Annotated in this window: 17 protein-coding genes; 6 read left to right on the plus strand and 11 right to left on the minus strand. The window is 45.1% G+C overall.

Features of this window, described 5'->3' with window-relative positions:
- Nucleotide 1 precedes the first annotated feature (1 nt).
- A complete protein-coding gene (locus J7E32_RS09940; protein WP_214906884.1) occupies nt 2-1,261 on the minus strand; it encodes a Y-family DNA polymerase in 1,260 nt (419 codons plus the stop codon).
- Between the two features lie 226 nt (nt 1,262-1,487).
- On the opposite strand from J7E32_RS09940, the gene J7E32_RS09945 reads away from it, so the two are divergent.
- Nucleotides 1,488-1,679, plus strand: a complete 192-nt coding sequence (locus J7E32_RS09945; protein ID WP_214906886.1) for a YqzH family protein — start codon at nt 1,488-1,490, stop codon at nt 1,677-1,679.
- A 193-nt stretch (nt 1,680-1,872) separates the two neighbouring features.
- Here the strand turns inward: J7E32_RS09945 and J7E32_RS09950 are convergent, their stop codons facing one another.
- The 4 genes from J7E32_RS09950 to J7E32_RS09965 all read right to left on the minus strand — a co-directional run bounded on the left by J7E32_RS09950 (nt 1,873) and on the right by J7E32_RS09965 (nt 5,656).
- A complete protein-coding gene (locus tag J7E32_RS09950) occupies nt 1,873-3,222 on the minus strand; it encodes a DUF4179 domain-containing protein (protein WP_214906887.1) in 1,350 nt (449 codons plus the stop codon).
- Nucleotides 3,215-3,736 carry a sigma-70 family RNA polymerase sigma factor gene (locus J7E32_RS09955; RefSeq protein ID WP_214906888.1) on the minus strand — a complete coding sequence of 174 codons (522 nt, stop codon included), beginning with the start codon at nt 3,734-3,736 and terminating at the stop codon, nt 3,215-3,217. The genes J7E32_RS09950 and J7E32_RS09955 overlap by 8 nt, the downstream gene beginning before the upstream one ends.
- Nucleotides 3,737-3,887: 151 nt before the next feature.
- Nucleotides 3,888-4,679, minus strand: coding sequence for an SDR family NAD(P)-dependent oxidoreductase (locus J7E32_RS09960; protein WP_214906889.1), 792 nt, complete (start codon nt 4,677-4,679; stop codon nt 3,888-3,890).
- An 11-nt stretch (nt 4,680-4,690) separates the two neighbouring features.
- On the minus strand, nt 4,691-5,656 hold the full coding sequence (locus J7E32_RS09965; RefSeq protein WP_214906890.1) for an MBL fold metallo-hydrolase: 966 nt from the start codon (nt 5,654-5,656) through the stop codon (nt 4,691-4,693).
- Between the two features lie 524 nt (nt 5,657-6,180).
- Here J7E32_RS09965 and proC point away from each other — a divergent pair.
- The 3 genes from proC to namA all read left to right on the plus strand — a co-directional run bounded on the left by proC (nt 6,181) and on the right by namA (nt 9,335).
- A complete protein-coding gene (gene proC, locus J7E32_RS09970; protein WP_214906891.1) occupies nt 6,181-7,026 on the plus strand; it encodes a pyrroline-5-carboxylate reductase in 846 nt (281 codons plus the stop codon).
- A gap of 60 nt (nt 7,027-7,086) precedes the next feature.
- Entirely contained in the window at nt 7,087-8,232 is a 1,146-nt protein-coding gene (locus J7E32_RS09975; RefSeq protein ID WP_214906893.1) for a glycosyltransferase family 2 protein, read from the plus strand.
- A gap of 80 nt (nt 8,233-8,312) precedes the next feature.
- Nucleotides 8,313-9,335, plus strand: a complete 1,023-nt coding sequence (gene namA, locus J7E32_RS09980) for an NADPH dehydrogenase NamA (RefSeq protein ID WP_214906896.1) — start codon at nt 8,313-8,315, stop codon at nt 9,333-9,335.
- Nucleotides 9,336-9,602: 267 nt separating this feature from the next.
- On the opposite strand, the gene J7E32_RS09985 is transcribed toward namA, so the two are convergent.
- Genes J7E32_RS09985 through J7E32_RS09995 form a run of 3 tightly spaced genes read right to left on the minus strand, consistent with a single transcriptional unit; the run spans nt 9,603 to nt 12,755 of the window.
- Complete coding sequence (locus J7E32_RS09985) at nt 9,603-10,223, minus strand: class I SAM-dependent methyltransferase (protein WP_214906898.1); 621 nt, start codon at nt 10,221-10,223, stop codon at nt 9,603-9,605.
- Nucleotides 10,224-10,258: 35 nt separating this feature from the next.
- Nucleotides 10,259-12,394: a heavy metal translocating P-type ATPase gene (locus J7E32_RS09990; RefSeq protein ID WP_214906900.1), complete on the minus strand. Its 2,136-nt coding sequence runs from the start codon at nt 12,392-12,394 to the stop codon at nt 10,259-10,261.
- Nucleotides 12,387-12,755, minus strand: a complete 369-nt coding sequence (locus J7E32_RS09995) for an ArsR/SmtB family transcription factor (RefSeq protein ID WP_286182980.1) — start codon at nt 12,753-12,755, stop codon at nt 12,387-12,389. The genes J7E32_RS09990 and J7E32_RS09995 overlap by 8 nt, the downstream gene beginning before the upstream one ends.
- 57 nt (nt 12,756-12,812) lie before the next feature.
- Between J7E32_RS09995 and J7E32_RS10000 the strand changes: the two genes are divergently transcribed.
- Nucleotides 12,813-12,968: a hypothetical protein gene (locus J7E32_RS10000; RefSeq protein WP_214906905.1), complete on the plus strand. Its 156-nt coding sequence runs from the start codon at nt 12,813-12,815 to the stop codon at nt 12,966-12,968.
- A 75-nt stretch (nt 12,969-13,043) separates the two neighbouring features.
- Here J7E32_RS10000 and J7E32_RS10005 read toward each other — a convergent pair whose 3' ends face one another.
- The 3 genes from J7E32_RS10005 to rnz all read right to left on the minus strand — a co-directional run bounded on the left by J7E32_RS10005 (nt 13,044) and on the right by rnz (nt 14,916).
- Complete coding sequence (locus J7E32_RS10005) at nt 13,044-13,328, minus strand: hypothetical protein (protein ID WP_214906907.1); 285 nt, start codon at nt 13,326-13,328, stop codon at nt 13,044-13,046.
- A gap of 92 nt (nt 13,329-13,420) precedes the next feature.
- Entirely contained in the window at nt 13,421-13,969 is a 549-nt protein-coding gene (locus tag J7E32_RS10010; RefSeq protein WP_214906910.1) for a histidine phosphatase family protein, read from the minus strand.
- 17 nt (nt 13,970-13,986) lie between these two features.
- Nucleotides 13,987-14,916 carry a ribonuclease Z gene (rnz, locus tag J7E32_RS10015; protein WP_214906912.1) on the minus strand — a complete coding sequence of 310 codons (930 nt, stop codon included), beginning with the start codon at nt 14,914-14,916 and terminating at the stop codon, nt 13,987-13,989.
- A gap of 257 nt (nt 14,917-15,173) precedes the next feature.
- On the opposite strand from rnz, the gene zwf reads away from it, so the two are divergent.
- A complete protein-coding gene (zwf, locus tag J7E32_RS10020; RefSeq protein ID WP_214906914.1) occupies nt 15,174-16,673 on the plus strand; it encodes a glucose-6-phosphate dehydrogenase in 1,500 nt (499 codons plus the stop codon).
- The last annotated feature ends 225 nt before the right edge of the window (nt 16,674-16,898 follow it).

Raw genomic sequence — 16,898 nt, forward strand, 5'->3', positions numbered from 1 at the left:
ATCAACCCTTATGCCCGCCAACAAGTGCAGCGCGATGCCTTGCTGTTCCGGCTGCCGTATACGATACCGCCCTTAAGAGCGCTGACGAGCCGTAGCGGCTGCGGATCCGGTCCATTGCATAACCAAGCTCTTTCTTTTTCCAGCCGTTTTTTTCAAATAGATTCAATTGGAATTCGCTGTCGGTGACAAGGTTCCCGAGTGAAATTGAAATGCTTCGCACCGTCTTTCCGGTGTAGTTTTCGGCAAAAAGCTTGAGGCAGACACGATACAGGTCCATTGTGATATTTGTTGGCTCCTCAATTGTCCTTGAGCGGTGGAAGCCTCCGCCGAATTCATCCTGGCTATAGCCGATCCCGAAGCTGATGGTCCGGCCTGCTTTCCCATGGCTCCTTGCCCTGCGTGCGACTTCCTCGCTCATTTCGAGGATGACATGCTTGATTTCCTCTTCTTCCTTGTAATCACGAAGCAGAATCTGGCTTTTTCCAAAGCTGACCTGCCCTTCCATGATCGGGGCACCAATATCCGAAAAATCGATTCCCCATGCGTGCCAGTATAGCTGATTGCCCATTATACCAAATTTTTTCTCCAGTTTCTCAAGGTCATAGCGGGCCAGCTGGCCGACTGTGAAAATCCCCATGCTGTTCAGTGTTTTCTCGACGCGGCGGCCAATTCCCCACATCTCCCTGAGCGGCGAAACGTTCCATAGCTTCGTCTGGACATCGTCATAGGTCCATTCAGCAATGCCTTTCTTTTTGGCATCAAGATCAAGGCAGAGCTTCGACATCAGCATGTTCGGCCCAATTCCAATCGCGCAGGGAAGCTGGAACTCGCGCTCGATATCATCCTTGATTTTTTTTGCGATTGAAGCTGCATCACCCCAAAGCCTAGAGGCCCCATCCACTTTTATGAAGCTTTCATCGACACTGTAGGTATGGATCGCTTCCTTTGGAACATAGCGGTTGAATACGCGAGAGATTTCAGTGGAGATTCGCAGGTAGGTGGACATCTGCGGATCAACGACAATAATTCGCGGATCATCGGGAATTTCAAATTTTCGTGATCCAGTCTTGATGCCAAACTCCTTTTTCAAACGCGGTGAGGCTGCGAGGACGACGCTTCCCGGCCGGTCAAGGTTCCCAACGACAGCCAGATAGCAGTCAAGCGGATCAAGGCCAAGCATCACGGCAGCACAGCTCGCATAAAAGCTCTTCATATCCACACATAAAATTTTACTTTGCGGCATTTCGCTGTAATCGACCATGTTTCCTTTCTCCTTTCCGCGTGAGTCTCAACTAACAATAAGAACATCTGTTCCGTTTCATTATACCCACTATGTTAAGCGAATATGCGTTCGGTTTCAATGGTAATTTTCCGGGTGACTGACTTAATTAAGGCGAAAATGGCGACTCATACCAGGTCTGGAGATTTTTCCGGATGGTGTTTTGAGGGTGAATTCCCAGTATAATCAGATGGAGAGGTGCTTTTTCATGGATAAAAAACTCATTCGCAAAATGGTTCAGAAATGCTTCGTGCAGTACCGGCATGATGATTCACTGCCGTTTGGCGAGGCAGAGTTCGATGAAATCTATATAAGGATTGTGAAACAGAAAAATGAGGAGCCTGAAGCTGATTTGCATGACATCATCAATGATGCGGTGTATGAATTTTTGGCTACATAAAAAAACACAGAATCGAAAAGTCAGAACATCGAACCACTTCAGACAGGTTTGGGGGAAAAGCCAGAAAAGCTGTCCGATCATCGAACCACTTCGGACAGCTTTGGAGGAGGTGCCAGGAAAGCTGTCCGAACATCGACCAACTTCGGACTAGTTGAGCGAAAAGGCTGCCCTGCTAAACAGGGACAGCCTTTGATTATTTTAATCTAATATTCGCCTCGCCTTTAATTGTTGCGGGATAATCATTCAACTTTAAGGTAATCGGGCCTGGTGCTGCTTCTTCACCGAAATAAGGGAACAAGACTTCAACAAATCCACCTTCGCCGCTCCATCTGACAGCTTGTGAGCCATCACCAATTTTATCGCCGCTTTGGTCAACTGCCTGATCAAGTAATAGATTTCCAAGCCCTGCTTCAGAGCCTCTGCGGAAATTGAGCAACAAGTTGTTCCCTTCCCTGCCCACTTTCTGCAATCGGCCGTCGCTTGGAGCCTTCAGGATTTCCATCTTATCGGGATCAACAATGATTTCTGCCTCGTCTTTATCCATTGCTCGCAGGGAATTGAAGCGCAAGTGAAGCTCTTCTGGTTTTTTGAAAAAGTTACTTTGCAAGAAAAACTCCTTTGAATACTCATCCATATGGCGGGCAGTGGTTCCATTATTGGTCGCGGCCCATTCTTCACCAGTTTCATCAACCAGTGTCAGGTCTTCAAATCCAAAAATCTGTTTTGAATTTCCTTCATCAAAATGGGCCGTCACCCCAATTCTCGTTGGGTAAATAGACACTTTTTCAATCGTGATTTTCTGGCCTTCAAACTCGACTGTTTCGTTCACCTCAAATACTTCTTTTTTATCCAGGAAAGCATCTTTATCAATCGAGAATGGAAGCACCCATGTATCAGCAAGCTTGGCCAGGGGCTGGCCATCCTCTGTCCTTCCTTCGGCGAGTTCAATGCTCAGCTGCAGGTTTTCAGGCAGTTTCGTCCCGTAAAATTCGTATGTTGCCTGAAGCAGCTCATCGTTATTCTGTGAATCCTCTACCCAGCCGCCGAACGAAGATACTGTTTCTTCAAGGTTATTTCCAGTACTGTCCGTCAGCCTCAGGTTTTCAACCGAAATCTCCTTGTGCCCGCCTGAAGAATCAATTTTATAGAAAATCACCATCATCTGCTCATCGACAATCACCGAATCCAATGTAACCTTAAGACCGTCATGTTCATCAGATACTCCGATTTTCTGAGCGAAATCATTTTCAACGGCTGCAGTCAGTCCTTTATCATTCCGGACCAGCTCCACAATCTTCTCCATCCCCGGAATCGCGGTGACAAACGAAGCAAATGTCTCTGACGTCCGGAGCATCGCTGTGAAAGCAAAAATCAGAATTGCTGCTGACGCTAATGTTCTCATGTACAAAAGGTTTTTCTTCCGCTTCCTTTTTCCCTTGCTGATTCCGGCAGCGATAGCCTGATCCAGCTGGAGTTCAGGAATTTCAATATTCTCAATCGCGGACTGTGCCTTGCTCAGCTTTTTCTCCTCGGCATTAAGCATAGCCTAATCCCCCCTTATCTTCGAGCTGTCCGCGAAGCTCTTTCAGCCCTTTGTTTAGCCAAGTCTTCACGGTGCCTTCAGGGCATTCCAGTATCTCGGCAATTTCTTTGATCTTAAAATCATGCACGTATTTCAGTTCGATGACCTGCCTCGTTTTGGAATCAAGTTTGCCGATGACTTCCTCGACCTCAAGCCAGCTGGACTGGTGCTCAAATCCCATCAGGCTGATGAGATCATCGCTGACGAGCATTTTCTTCCTCTTCTTTAATTCATCATTGCAGTAGTTTATCAGGATCCTTGTCAGCCAAGTCGTAAAATAATGCGGCTCCTTCACCTTCTGAATCGAACGGAACGCCCTGTAAGTGACCTCCTGCAGCGCTTCGACTGCATCCTCACTATTTCTCAGATAACTGAGGGCAATTCGGTATAGGCGTACTTTATGAAGTTGCATCAATTCGTAAAAAGCCGCTTCATCGCCTTTCTTAGCTCTCTGTACGAGTTCTTGAAGCTCCAAAATGTCTCCCCCTGACTTTGTATCTATCTATTAGACCTTGAAGCTGGAAAAAAGTTTTACTAAATTAAAAAAACCGCCAAAAATTTACGAGGCGGTCTACGAAGATATTTCCAGGATATTTCGAGAGTAACTAAAAAAATTGATTCTAAAGTTATTTCTGATTAAAAACTCTTTTGCCAAAAAGTTCGAATGTGCGAGGAAACAGTGTATAGACAATGCTTCCTGGGCTCATCCAGCGGGGCAGATTGATTTCACGTGTTCTCGTCATCATGCGATTGACTACTTGTTTTGCCACGTATTCAGGCTGCAGCATAAAACGTTTAACATTTTTGACGTAGGTTCCCTGTTTATCTGCGACCTCAAAGAAGTTGGTAGCGATTGGACCGGGATTGACTGCGGTGACTAAGATATTGTCATCAGCAACTTCCATTCGCAAGCTGTTCGTATAGCCAAGCACCGCATGCTTTGTCGCTGAATATACACTTGATTTCGGCGTGGCAATCTTGCCTGCCTGGGAAGCAATGTTAATGATATGGCCGCTTCTTCTCTGCTTCATAGCAGGCAGTACCATCGAGGTGCATGCCATCAAGCCGACGACATTGACGTCGAACATCGTTTTGATATCTTCAATTTTCGCTTCGTGTGCATAATCAAAAATACCAAAGCCAGCATTGTTGACCAATATATCAACATAGCGGATGTCAGTAAGCACTTCTGAGAAAACCCGCTTGATTGCTTCAGGGTCCGACACATCCAGCTGCTGGGCATGGACATTGATGGCATACTTTGATTGTAATTCCTTTTTTAAACTCTCAAGTTTATCGATACTCCGGGCGAGAATGACAAGGTTCGCGCCACGTGCCGCACAAAGCTTGGCAATCTCGACTCCGATTCCCCCGGAAGCACCGGTAATAATAATATTTTTACCTTTTAAAGATGGCATCCACTTTCACCTCATTTTGCTGTATAAACGAAGGAGGTTCCTTCTTCCCTGGCTGAAATGGAGTCCAGGGATTGTAAATAATCAAGCTGTCCGACGGTTTCAGAAATAGTTAAATTCAATTCACGCTCATAGACTGTCGGGAAGAGCATTTTACAAACCTCAAATGCAGTCAGTTCCCTGCCCTCAAGCATTCCTCTTACCTGCATGGCCCGATCATGCTGACGTGCAAGCCTTTTTTCAATCAGGCTTTGCAATTCTGTTATCTCCGTTCCATGTCCGGTGTATACCAGTCCAACCGGGTACTGCTGCAGTTTTTTAAGTGACGAGTTATATTGAACCAATGGCTTCGGCCTGTCAGTTTCGCCAGGAAGCGGCGGCTCAAGTAATGGATTGGGCGAGATTCCAGCAAGAATAGTATCCCCGGCAATCATTGTACCGTCTTTTTCACGCAATAGCACGATATGGCTCTGGGCATGTCCCGGTGTCTCGATCACTCTCCACCCTGGCAGTGCCGGCGGAATATCATTTTCCCTGATAGTACCTGTCAATGAGCGATTACAAGAAAATACCAATGTCTTCTTCATTACTTTCATCGATGGCACAAAATATTGCTCTGGTATTGCCAGTTGTAAAAAGAATTTCTCATAAAATTCTTTATGCTCCTTCTCGAATTCCAGGGTTCTGTTGATCCACCTTTCATTCAGGCGATGGCCATATACATCAAGACCTGGTGATAAATAGTCCAGCATTCCCACGTGATCAGGATGATCGTGGGTCAGGATCACCTGCTCAATGTCCTCCGGCTTCAGGTTTAAATCGGCCAGCTGCGCCTTGAACGACTCCAAGGACTCCTCTGTTTTCGTTCCGGCATCAACAAGTGTCAACCTGTCTCCTTTAATCAAATAAGCATTCACATCACCGACCGGGAAAGGAGTCGGCAAAGTCAGTTTGGCAATTCCATCTTTCCATTCAGTCATAGTATCTATACACCCCAAAACATTATTTTTCTATAAGGTAAAGTGATTATTCGTTCAAGAAATCATTCAACTTTATTGATCCTGGTATTTTTTCAATATAAAATTAAGTTTACCTTTAAAGCGGGCAAATGTCATTATTTTCACATTTTATTTTCAGAAAAAACTAAAAATTAATCAACTTCCTCTTGACATAAGGGTTGTCTTTCTTGCATAATCACTATTAAAATTTCGTAAAATCTTAAAAAGCATTTGAGCAAGACGAGTAGACAGGAATGGTGTGAGAGAGTGGAGTCCACCGGCTGAAAGGCTCCGCGGCCCTCTTCATGTTGAACCCTACCTTGCGAGCTGCCAGGCAAACCTGGACGTATACCGGCGTTAACGGATGTTGAGCTGCACTTTTTTGGCGTTGGCCGAAGAAGTGAATGAAGGTGGTACCACGGGAGCATGGCCTTTCGTCCTTTTATGGATGAAGGGCCTTTTTGTATTTCAATAACAGAAAACACAAACTTATGGAGGCGAATTTGATGAAGAAGCTTGTTTTTGTTGGAGCAGGATCGATGGCGGAAGCAATGATTTCCGGGATAGGGGCAAGCGGGCTTCTTCCGGGAGAGCAAATTTGGGTGACAAATAAACAGGATACTGACAGATTGAAAACTCTGGAGCAGAAATATGGAATCAAAACGACATATGACTTAGGAATGCTTTTTAAAGACGCGGATGCAGTCGTCCTGGCGATGAAACCAAAGGATGCAGCAGTGGCGATCGAGGAGATCAAATCTTATCTGTCTGAAGGTATGCTTGTGATTTCCGTCCTCGCCGGGGTTTCAATTGACGCTATTGAAACTGCTGCTGATAAATCATTGGCCGTGGTAAGGGCAATGCCGAACACCTCGGCCGCGATTGGCAAATCGGCAACTGCCCTGGCAGTGAATTCCCATGTGAGTGAAGCGCAAAAGATGATCGTGCAGGAGCTTTTTAACACGATCGGCCTGACAACAAACGTTGAGGAATCTCAGCTTGACGCCGTCACAGGCCTATCAGGAAGCGGACCAGCCTATATTTATTACCTTGTCGAAGCGATGGAGAAAAGCGCCGCTGAAATCGGTCTTGAAAAGCAAACCGCGAAACAGCTGATTATCCAGACGCTGCTGGGTGCAGCAGAAATGCTGACAAAGTCGGATAAGGAGCCTGCCCAGCTCCGCTTTGAGGTGACCAGCCCGGGCGGTACGACTGAAGCAGGCATCAGCATCCTTGAGCAGCATGGCGTCCAAACTGCTTTCGTATCCTGCATCAAAGAAGCCACAGCCCAATCAAAAAGGCTTGGCCAACTGCTTGGCAATGAACTTGCAGCCGCAAACCGCCCGCTCTAAAATTGCATTTTGGCCCTATGTTTCTCTACAATGGAGAAAAACAGCAGGGACGTGTGCAAGGTGCTTATCATTTTACTTTCTTTAACTCTGGTCATTTGGATTGCAGCGACGATTGACGCTTTGATTGGTTTCAGGAAATTGGACTCCCTCGAAAAAGCTGAAGCTGCCGGCCAGGGACCACTCCTCAGCGTGATCGTGGCTGCCAGGAATGAGGAAGAACATATCTTACAAAGCATTCGTACCCAGCTGAACCAAACCTACAAAAATACCGAGTGGATTCTTGTTAATGACCGATCCGAGGATGGTACTGGTAAAGTGATGGAGAGCTTAGTAAGGCTGGATTCAAGAATCAAAGTGATTCATATCGATAGCTTGCCAGAAGGCTGGCTCGGCAAGAACCACGCTCTCCATAAAGGCTACCAGCTCGCGTCAGGCAACCTGATTTTATTTACAGACGCTGATGTTTTGTATAGTCCCGAGGCTTTTTCAAAAGCGATTGGTTATTTTCAGAAACACAGCCTCGATCATTTGACCGCGGCTCCTAACCTTAGTGCAAAGCCATTCTGGCTGAAGGCCTTCGTTGCGTTCTTCTTGTTTGGCTTTTCCTATTATAAAAGACCGTGGCTCGGCAATAATCCGCGTTCGAAAACTGGGGTCGGCATTGGTGCATTCAATATGATCACCAGGTCGGCCTATGAAAAAGTTGGCACTCATGAATATATAAAGATGCGCCCTGATGATGATTTGCAGCTGGGAATGCTGGTAAAGCGCATGGGTCTCAAGCAGCGGATTGTCACAGCGATGACGCTCATTGAAGTGGAATGGTATCAAAGCTTAAGAGATGCATTAGCAGGCCTTGAGAAGAACACATTTGCCGGCCTCCATTACCGGATCAGCATGGTGCTATTCTCGGTGTTCGGTGTCTTTGTGTCCCAGGTCGTGCCTTTTTTCACTCTTTTTTCAAAAAATCAGGCAATAGCTATTTTAAGTGCTGTTAATCTCGTATTCTTGGCTTTTCTGTATGTGATGGTAACAAGGAAAATGACCCGATTTTCACCATGGCTGTTCCTTGTCCTGCCCTTTACGGCCCTGCTGTTCATTTTCTCCATCCTGAGAGCAAGCTACCTGACTTTTAAAAGAGGCGGCATTATCTGGCGCGGAACAAAATATACGCTTGCGGAATTAAGAAAAAACACATTGCGGTGAGTACAATTTTTCCTTTCCACAGAAAGCCCTGTTATACTTGAATTATATTTTGGTTAACGAAATAAAAGGAGGCTTCTGGATTGGAAAAGAAATTATTTTCCCCTTATAAAATTAAAGATCTTACACTAAAAAATAGGATTGTCATGGCTCCGATGTGTATGTACTCATGCGAAAAAGAAGATGGGCTTGTCACGGACTTTCATATGACCCACTATGTAAGCCGGGCTGTCGGGCAAGTGGGCCTGATCATCCTTGAAGCAACTGCGGTTACACCTCAGGGCAGGATATCCCATCAGGATTTGGGAATCTGGAGCGATGAGCATGTATCCGGCCTGACAAAATTGACTCAACAAATCAAGCAAAGCGGTGCCGCAGCTGGTATCCAACTGGCACATGCCGGCCGGAAAGCAGCATTGCGTGATGAAATTATCGCTCCTTCTGCTATAGCTTTTGACGAGAAGTATAAAGAACCGAAGGCTATGACGGTTGAAGAAATCAAGGAAACTGTCGAGGCGTTCAGGATGGCTGCTGAAAGGTCAAAGCGTGCTGGCTTCGATGTAATCGAAATTCACGCTGCACATGGATATTTGATCAACCAGTTCCTCTCCCCTCTTACGAATAAACGTGAGGACGAATACGGCGGCTCAGCCGAAAACCGTTTCCGCTTCCTCAGGGAAGTTCTTGAAGAGGTAAAAACAGTGTGGGATGGACCTCTGTTTGTCCGGGTTTCTGCATATGATTATCATGAAGAAGGCTTGACTGTTGATGATTATGTAACAATTGGCGCATCGCTAAAAGAACTGGGAGTTGACTTGATTGATGTCAGTTCAGGCGCAGTCGTACCAGCAAGAATCCATGCCTATCCAGGCTACCAGGTTAAATTTGCTGAAAGAATCAAGCATGAAGCTAATATTACTACCGGAGCGGTGGGATTGATCACAACAGGAATCCAGGCAGAAGAAATCCTCCAGAATGATCGGGCCGATCTGATTTTCATCGCCCGCGAACTCCTGCGAGATCCATACTGGCCAAGGACAGCAGCTAAGGAGCTTGGAACAAGCATCGAATCACCAAAGCAATATGAACGAGGATGGATTTTTTAAGATTGAACAATCAAGATTGCTAAAGAGGTTTCCCAGAGTATTGCTTGGGAGGCCTCTTTTTTGCTTTGTACCTTTTTAATTTAATATGAATGACGGACATTTTTTTGTATTTTTCATGAATTTCTGTCCGTCATAGCCTTTATGACGGACACTTTCTTGCGTTTGCCGTGAATTTCTGTCCGTCATAGCCTGTGCGATTTAATATATTAACACCATAGAAAAAGAAGCTGTTATGCAAACAGCCTCTTCTAATATGGAAGCATCTTCTTAACAGACTTTCTCCAGCAAAATCCTGCGGTACATGTCCCCGAACATAACTCCTTCATCTGAAATCAGCTTAACTCTGGCTCTTTCTGTTGAGCTGATTTCCTCAAATGATACCCCGATGTCGGTGCCAAGCAGTTTAATGACATCTCTAAACACTTTTTTAACAAAAGAGAGGCTTTTGCCAGGCTGTGCAAATTTATCGAACACGACCACCAGTCCTTCCCTGCGGCAAACTCTGATCATTTCGGCGAACGCCTTTTTGCTGTCGGGGACTACTGATAATATCAAGCTTCCGATCACATAATCGAATGATGCATGTTCAAATTCAAGCTGTTGGGCATCCATTTTTAAAAAGGTTATCGAAGAGTCCCTGAATTTGTCTTTTGCTCTCTGCAGCATATCCTCTGAGTAATCGATTGCCGTAATCTCCAATTGGTCATAGGGTAATCTCTCGATGTCTGCCCCAGTGCCTACCCCTACGACCAGTACTCTGTCCCCCGGACGAAACTCGATGTCGTTGAACAGTACGTTTCTTGCTTTCGAAAATGGGCCAGCATTGAAGAATCTATCGTAGATTGGGGCCCAGCCTTTGTAAATGAGCTTATTCCAGGAATTATTCATGGGAATCCTCCAGCCTGAATCAGTAATGTGCAACTTTATTTATCTTTTACTCTCAAAAGCCTCAGGCCATTCAGAGTGACAATCAGGGTTGCGCCCATGTCGGCGAAAATCGCGATCCACAGAGTTAGCCAGCCTGGAATGACCAACAGCAGTGCCAGCAATTTCACGCCAATTGAGAAGCCGATATTTTGTTTGATGATTGCGAGGGTTTTTCGGCTTAACTTAATCGTGAACGGCAGCTTTTTCAAGTCATCTGCCATCAGGGCGATATCCGCCGTTTCAAGTGCCGTATCGGTACCGGCTCCGCCCATCGCTACTCCAACTGTCGCCGCGGCAAGTGCAGGAGCATCATTAATGCCATCTCCGACCATTGCGACTTTTCCATGGTTTTTCTGCAAGTCTTTTATAAAATTAAGCTTATCTTCAGGAAGCATATCGGATTCTATATCCGACACACCAGCCTGGCTGCCAATCGCTTCTGCTGTTCCTTTGTTGTCACCAGTCAGCATGATGGTCTTTTCAATACCAAGCTCATGCAGACGGGAAACGACTTCCCTGCTCGACTCTCTTACTTCGTCGGCAACCGCGATCAAAGCAAGTACTCTAGAATCAACTCCGGCAACCATCACTGTTTTGCCATCAGTCTGCAGGCGTGAAATTTCTTCAGCTACCGCAACCGGGATTCCGCCTTGAACCATTTCCCCAAGGTATTTAGGGCTGCCGATATAATAAGTAACTCCGGCAACAGTTCCTTTTAATCCTTTACCGGTTACGGATGTGAAATCTTCTACTACAATATCCATGTATGGCACTGAGTCTGCTGCTGCCTTCCGGACAATTGCAGAAGCAAGTGGATGCTGTGATTTATTTTCAAGGGCGGCAATTACTGCATAAAGGCCGCTTGAATCTTCGCCTGATACCATTTTGAAATCCGTAACAGCCGGCACTCCTTTTGTCAGCGTCCCAGTCTTATCAAAAGCGATTGCTTTCAGTGCACCCATTTCCTCAAGATGGATGCCACCCTTTACAAGCACACCATGTTTTGCGGCATTGCCAATCGCAGTGACTATTGAAACTGGCGTTGAAATGACCAGTGCACACGGACAGCCGACAACGAGGACGGCCAAGCCTTGATAAATCCACTCACTCCAACCTGCACCGAAGAAAAGTGGCGGTACAATAGCGACCAAGAATGCGACAAGGATAATTATTGGCGTGTAATACTTGGCAAAGCGGTCAACGAAGGCCTGCGAAGGAGCCTTTTCCGCCTGTGCCTCTTCGACAAGGTGAATGATTTTTGCGATTGTGGTATCATCGACCAATTTAGTGATTTCGACCTCAATTAGACCCTCTCCATTGAGAGTACCGGCAAACACCTCATCGCCAACATTCTTATCAGCTGGTACAGATTCTCCTGTAATCGCCGCCTGGTTGACAGCCGAGAATCCAGAGATCACTTCCCCATCCATGGCAATTTTCTCGCCTGGTTTTACTATCATGATGTCGCCGACTTTTATTTCATTTACATTAACGCTGTATTCCCTGCCATTACGCCGGACCAGTGCTTCTTTTGGTGCGATATCCATTAACGAACGAATAGAAGCTCTTGCCTTATCCATTGAATATCTCTCTAGCACTTCACTAATCGCAAACAAAATGACAACGACGGCACCCTCGCTCCATTCACCAATGATGGCAGCGCCGATGATGGCTACAGTCATCAGGGCCCTCATGTCAAAATCGAGTTTGAGAAGATTCTTTATCCCACTTTTAAATAAGGAGAAGCCACCTACGATAATTGCTCCTAAAAATAATAGGATGGCGGGCAAGCTTTCTTCACCATAATTAAACTGGAAAAAATAAGCGGCAACGATCATCAATAAGCTGATCAGTACCGTTGCGTTTTCCTGCCAGAACGGCCTCTTTTTTTCAGGGATCATCTCTGCTTTATCATGGTAGAGCCGCAGATTCTCAAATGCCCCAGCCTCCTCCAGTTCTTCAATGGAGGCTTTACCGAAAACAGTCAGCTTGGAAGCGCCAAAATTAACTTTTGCATCAAAAACACCATCCAGGTGCTTTACGTTCTCTTCGAACTTTCCGGCACAGCTTGCTCAGGTGAAGCCTTGTACCCGATAGATTGTTTTCTCGCCAGATTGCGCTGCTTCAGTCATTAAACTCCATCTCCTTTTGATGTTCAAACGCCAGGTGAATCAATTGCTTTACATGGTCATCGACCAGTGAATAATAAACAAGCTTGCCTTCCTTCCGGTATTTAGCAAGCCCAAGATTTTTCAACAACCTCAAATGGTGTGAAGCAGTTGCTGTCGAAGAGTTGACGACTGCAGCTACATCACAAACACAAAGCTCATTCCCTACATATAGTGAGTATGCGATTTTAATCCTAGTTTCATCTGATAAAGCTTTGAAAATTTTTGCTGCTGCAGAAGTATTTTGTTCTTTCAGTTCTGCTGACACCTGCTCTACTTTATCGTCATGGACGCAATTGACCTGGCAGACATCCTGCTCCTTCAATTTGCTCACCCCACTCATTCAAATGATCATTTGATTATATCTTATTCAAATGACCGTTTGATTGTCAAACAAAATAACAAAAAGCGCAAGCGCCTCGTTCAGCCCCGACAAGCGCTGGAGGGCCGACCAGTGAAGTCGTTCTTTGACTTCAATGGGCGGACCGAAGCGACTCGAGGGGCTAGGCGCTGGAGCTGGATTAAGAAATCTTCATGAAGTTATCCACACCTCAATAACTATACAAATTCCTTAACCATAAAAAAAAACCAGGAAATCTCCTGGTTTTTACTGTTAGGCTATTTTCTCACCCTGGCGTTCGGCAACCTTCTTGAAGTAAAACCCTAATTTGACAAGGCCAACTGCGGTCAAGGATAGAATCATATTGAAGAAAACTGCGAATATCGCAAGACCCATTACTTCAAAGATGACGGCATATAAAAAACCAGCTGCTCCGAATAGTGAAATCGTGATGAGGAAATGCATCCTTGGTAAAAGAAATGTAATGATGCCACTAAACAATAGGACAAGTGATCCCATGATAAATAGATGAAGACCGAACAAAAGCAAAAACTCCAAAATAATTCCCCCAGTATTACTGTTGTTGGTTCAATGGAAATGGTTCCACCACTTTCCAATTTCCTCTGGGTTCTTTTTTAAACTAAAAGAATCTAAATTCGGTCATCCCATATCCTATTTAACATCGTTTTTTCACTGGAAACGACAAGTTCGAATACATCCGGATTCGTCATTTCCATCAGGCAGTCGTATCCGAAACTTTCATTGAAATACCGCATGAGCAATGTGGTCATGTTACCATGGCTGACTAGCAAAATGTGGTCATGTTCCGAACATAATAAATCCTCAATCAGTGATTTCGCACGATTCATCGCAGCTGAATGGGATTCTCCTCCTTCAAAAACAAGCTCAAAATCTTCAAAGGTTTGCTTTAGCTTATCACGCCAGTCCTCAAAATTGACTGTACTCAGCACTCTTTCACCGAGCCGGTCATCTTCGAGAACTTTTATCTTCCTTGAATCAGAAAGAGGTTTAATTGTATCGACAGCTCTTTTAAAAGGGCTGCAATAGATGATATCTATTTCTTTTCGTTTGAAAAAGTCAACTAGTGCCAGCGCCTGTTTCCTGCCCTTTTCAGTCAGTGGAGAGTCTACAGGCTGGCCAGCCGCACTTGCATGACGTACAAGATAGATTGTTTTCAATCAAAACACCCCTTATTTCAGTCATGTTCATGAGGTACGGTAATTTCCATAAAATCTTCTGAGACAACAGTGTTGGCAAATACTGTTCGTGCTTCCTTTTCAAGCTCCTTCCAGTCATTGCGGTCATACCTGGAGCTAATATGGGTCAGGCACAGTTTTTTCACACCAGCATTCAATGCTGTCTCTGCGGCCTGCAGAGTGGTCGAATGAAAATACTCATAGGCAAGGGTCCCTTCATCTGCTGAAAAAGTCGCTTCATGGACGAGAAGATTTGCATTTTGGGCAAGCAGTTGAGCATTTTCACAAATTCTTGTGTCACCCAAAATCGTGACAATCCTTCCTTTCTGCGGGGGGCCGACAAATTCAGCAGGATCGATGACTCTTCCATCGTCCAAGATGACTTCTTCTCCGTTCTTGATTTTCCTGTATTCAGGTCCTGGTTTTACCCCTGCTGCTTCAAGCTTGTCGGCAAGAAGAGTCCCGGGACGATCTTTTTCCTTTACTCTGTACCCATATGAGGGAATTCCATGCTCCAAAAGTTTTGCTTCAACGATAAACTGCTTATCTTCAAAAATGATGCCTTCCTGCAGCTCGATGATTTCAATCGGATATTTCAAGTAGGATTTACTAATTTTCAAAGATACCTCAATATACTCTTTAATTCCAGGAGGTCCATACACCGTAACCAGCGACTCTCCTCCCTGGAAGGAACGGCTCGACAGCAACCCAGGCAGGCCATAAATATGGTCTCCGTGCAAGTGTGTAATGAAGATTTTTTCAATCCTCCGCGGCTTGATACTTGTATGTAAAATTTGATGCTGGGTTGCTTCTCCACAGTCAAACAGCCAGACAGCTCCCCGCTCCTCCAGCAATTTCAGTGCGATTGAGGTCACATTCCTCAGCTTGGCTGGGACGCCCGACCCTGTTCCAAGAAAAAAAACATCCATATTCCTGATATCCTCCTGTACCAAATGCCTGCAATCCTTACAGGCAGGTATTATTCATTTCAATATATCACAACTGCCATTATTCATCTAAACCAAACGCTGGATTTAACTCAATCGGGGATAGTTCCAAGCAATTGGAAGAACACTAAGTGCAGTTTAAACAGTTGCTAATTGTTCTCGAAAGGGCTAAAATTTTGTATTTGTAGAGTGTTTTTTATACATACTTTTAAATTCACATAAAAGAGAGGTTCTATATTGTGGCACAAACCGAAAAACCAACAGCCTTAATCATGATCTTCGGGGCTACGGGAGACCTGGCAAACCGTAAACTGTTTCCTTCCCTCTATAATTTGTTTGAAAAAGGAAAACTGGACAAATTCGCGGTCGTCGGTGTTGCCCGCCGTTCCCTTTCAAATGAAGAGTTCCAGCTGAGGGTAAAAGATTCCGTGAAGGAAAATGGGGAAACAGAAGCTGACATCGACGAATTCGTTTCCAAGTTCTATTATCATTCCCATGACGTTACTGATTCAAGTTCCTATCTCGCTCTTGGAAAGCTTGCGGAAGAGCTGGACAGCCATTATGGACTTGATGGCAATAGAATTTTCTACCTGGCGATGGCACCTGAATTTTTTGGAACGATTGCTGAACATTTGAAGAAGGATAAGCTTACTGACGTATCCGGGTTCAAACGCCTTGTCATCGAAAAACCATTCGGGCATGACCTTGAATCTGCAAAAGTGTTGAACAAGCAAATTCGCAAGGCTTTTTCTGAAGATGAAATCTATCGGATTGATCATTATCTAGGCAAGGAAATGGTTCAAAACATTGAGGTAATCCGTTTCGCAAATGCGATGTTCGAACCACTCTGGAATAACCGTTACATTTCCAATATTCAGGTGACATCAAGCGAAACGCTTGGAGTCGAAGAACGAGGACGATATTACGAGAAAAGCGGCGCTCTAAGGGATATGGTCCAGAACCATATGCTGCAGATGGTTTCCTTGCTTGCGATGGAACCCCCTATCAAGCTGACGACATATGAAATCCGTTCAGAAAAAGTAAGAGTGTTCCGTGCTCTTCGTCCTGTAAAAGGCGAGGAAGTCAATGAATATTTTGTTCGCGGCCAATATGATAAAGGCAGAATGAACGAAACAGATGTCCCTGCATACCGCCAGGAAGAAATGGTCAATCCTGAATCCAATACGGAGACATTTGTCGCTGGTAAGCTGATGATTGATAATTTCCGCTGGGCTGGAGTCCCATTCTATATCCGTACAGGAAAAAGAATGAAGGCCAAGTCAACTAAAATTGTGATCCAATTCAAAGATATCCCGATGGATCTGTATTATCGGCCAGAAAAAATGGTCAATCCAAATCTTCTTGTCATTCATATCCAGCCTGAAGAAGGAATCACGCTTCACTTGAACGCCAAGAAATCTGGCCAGGGTACAGACGCTACACCTGTAAAATTGAATTATGCCAATAAAGGCATTGACGGGCTGAACACACCGGAAGCATATGAAAAACTCCTATTTGATTCATTGCGCGGCGACGCCACGAACTTTACACACTGGGATGAAGTCGCATTGTCGTGGAGCTTTGTTGATAATATTTCAGAAGTCTGGGAAAACACAAAGGAACCATCATTCCCGAACTATGCATCTGGCTCCATGGGTCCCGACGCTGCAGACAAGCTTCTGGAGCAAGATGGATTCTTCTGGTGGCCAATCACTGAAATTGATGTAGAAAACTGTTAATACGAGAACAAAAAGCGCAAGCGCCTCGTTCAGCCCCGACAAGCGCTGGAGAGCCGCCCAATGAAGTCGTTTTTTGACTTCAATGGGCGGCTCGAAATAGAAATNNGGAGTTTCTAGGAGGCGACACTGGACAAGCGACTCGAGGGGCTAGGCGCTGGAGCTGGATTAAGAAAACTACATGCAGTTATCCACACCTAAATAATTTTATAATTTCCTTAACAACCA

Source organism: Bacillus sp. ISL-55 (assembly GCF_018613155.1).
In the GTDB taxonomy this organism is placed as follows: domain Bacteria; phylum Bacillota; class Bacilli; order Bacillales; family Cytobacillaceae; genus Mesobacillus.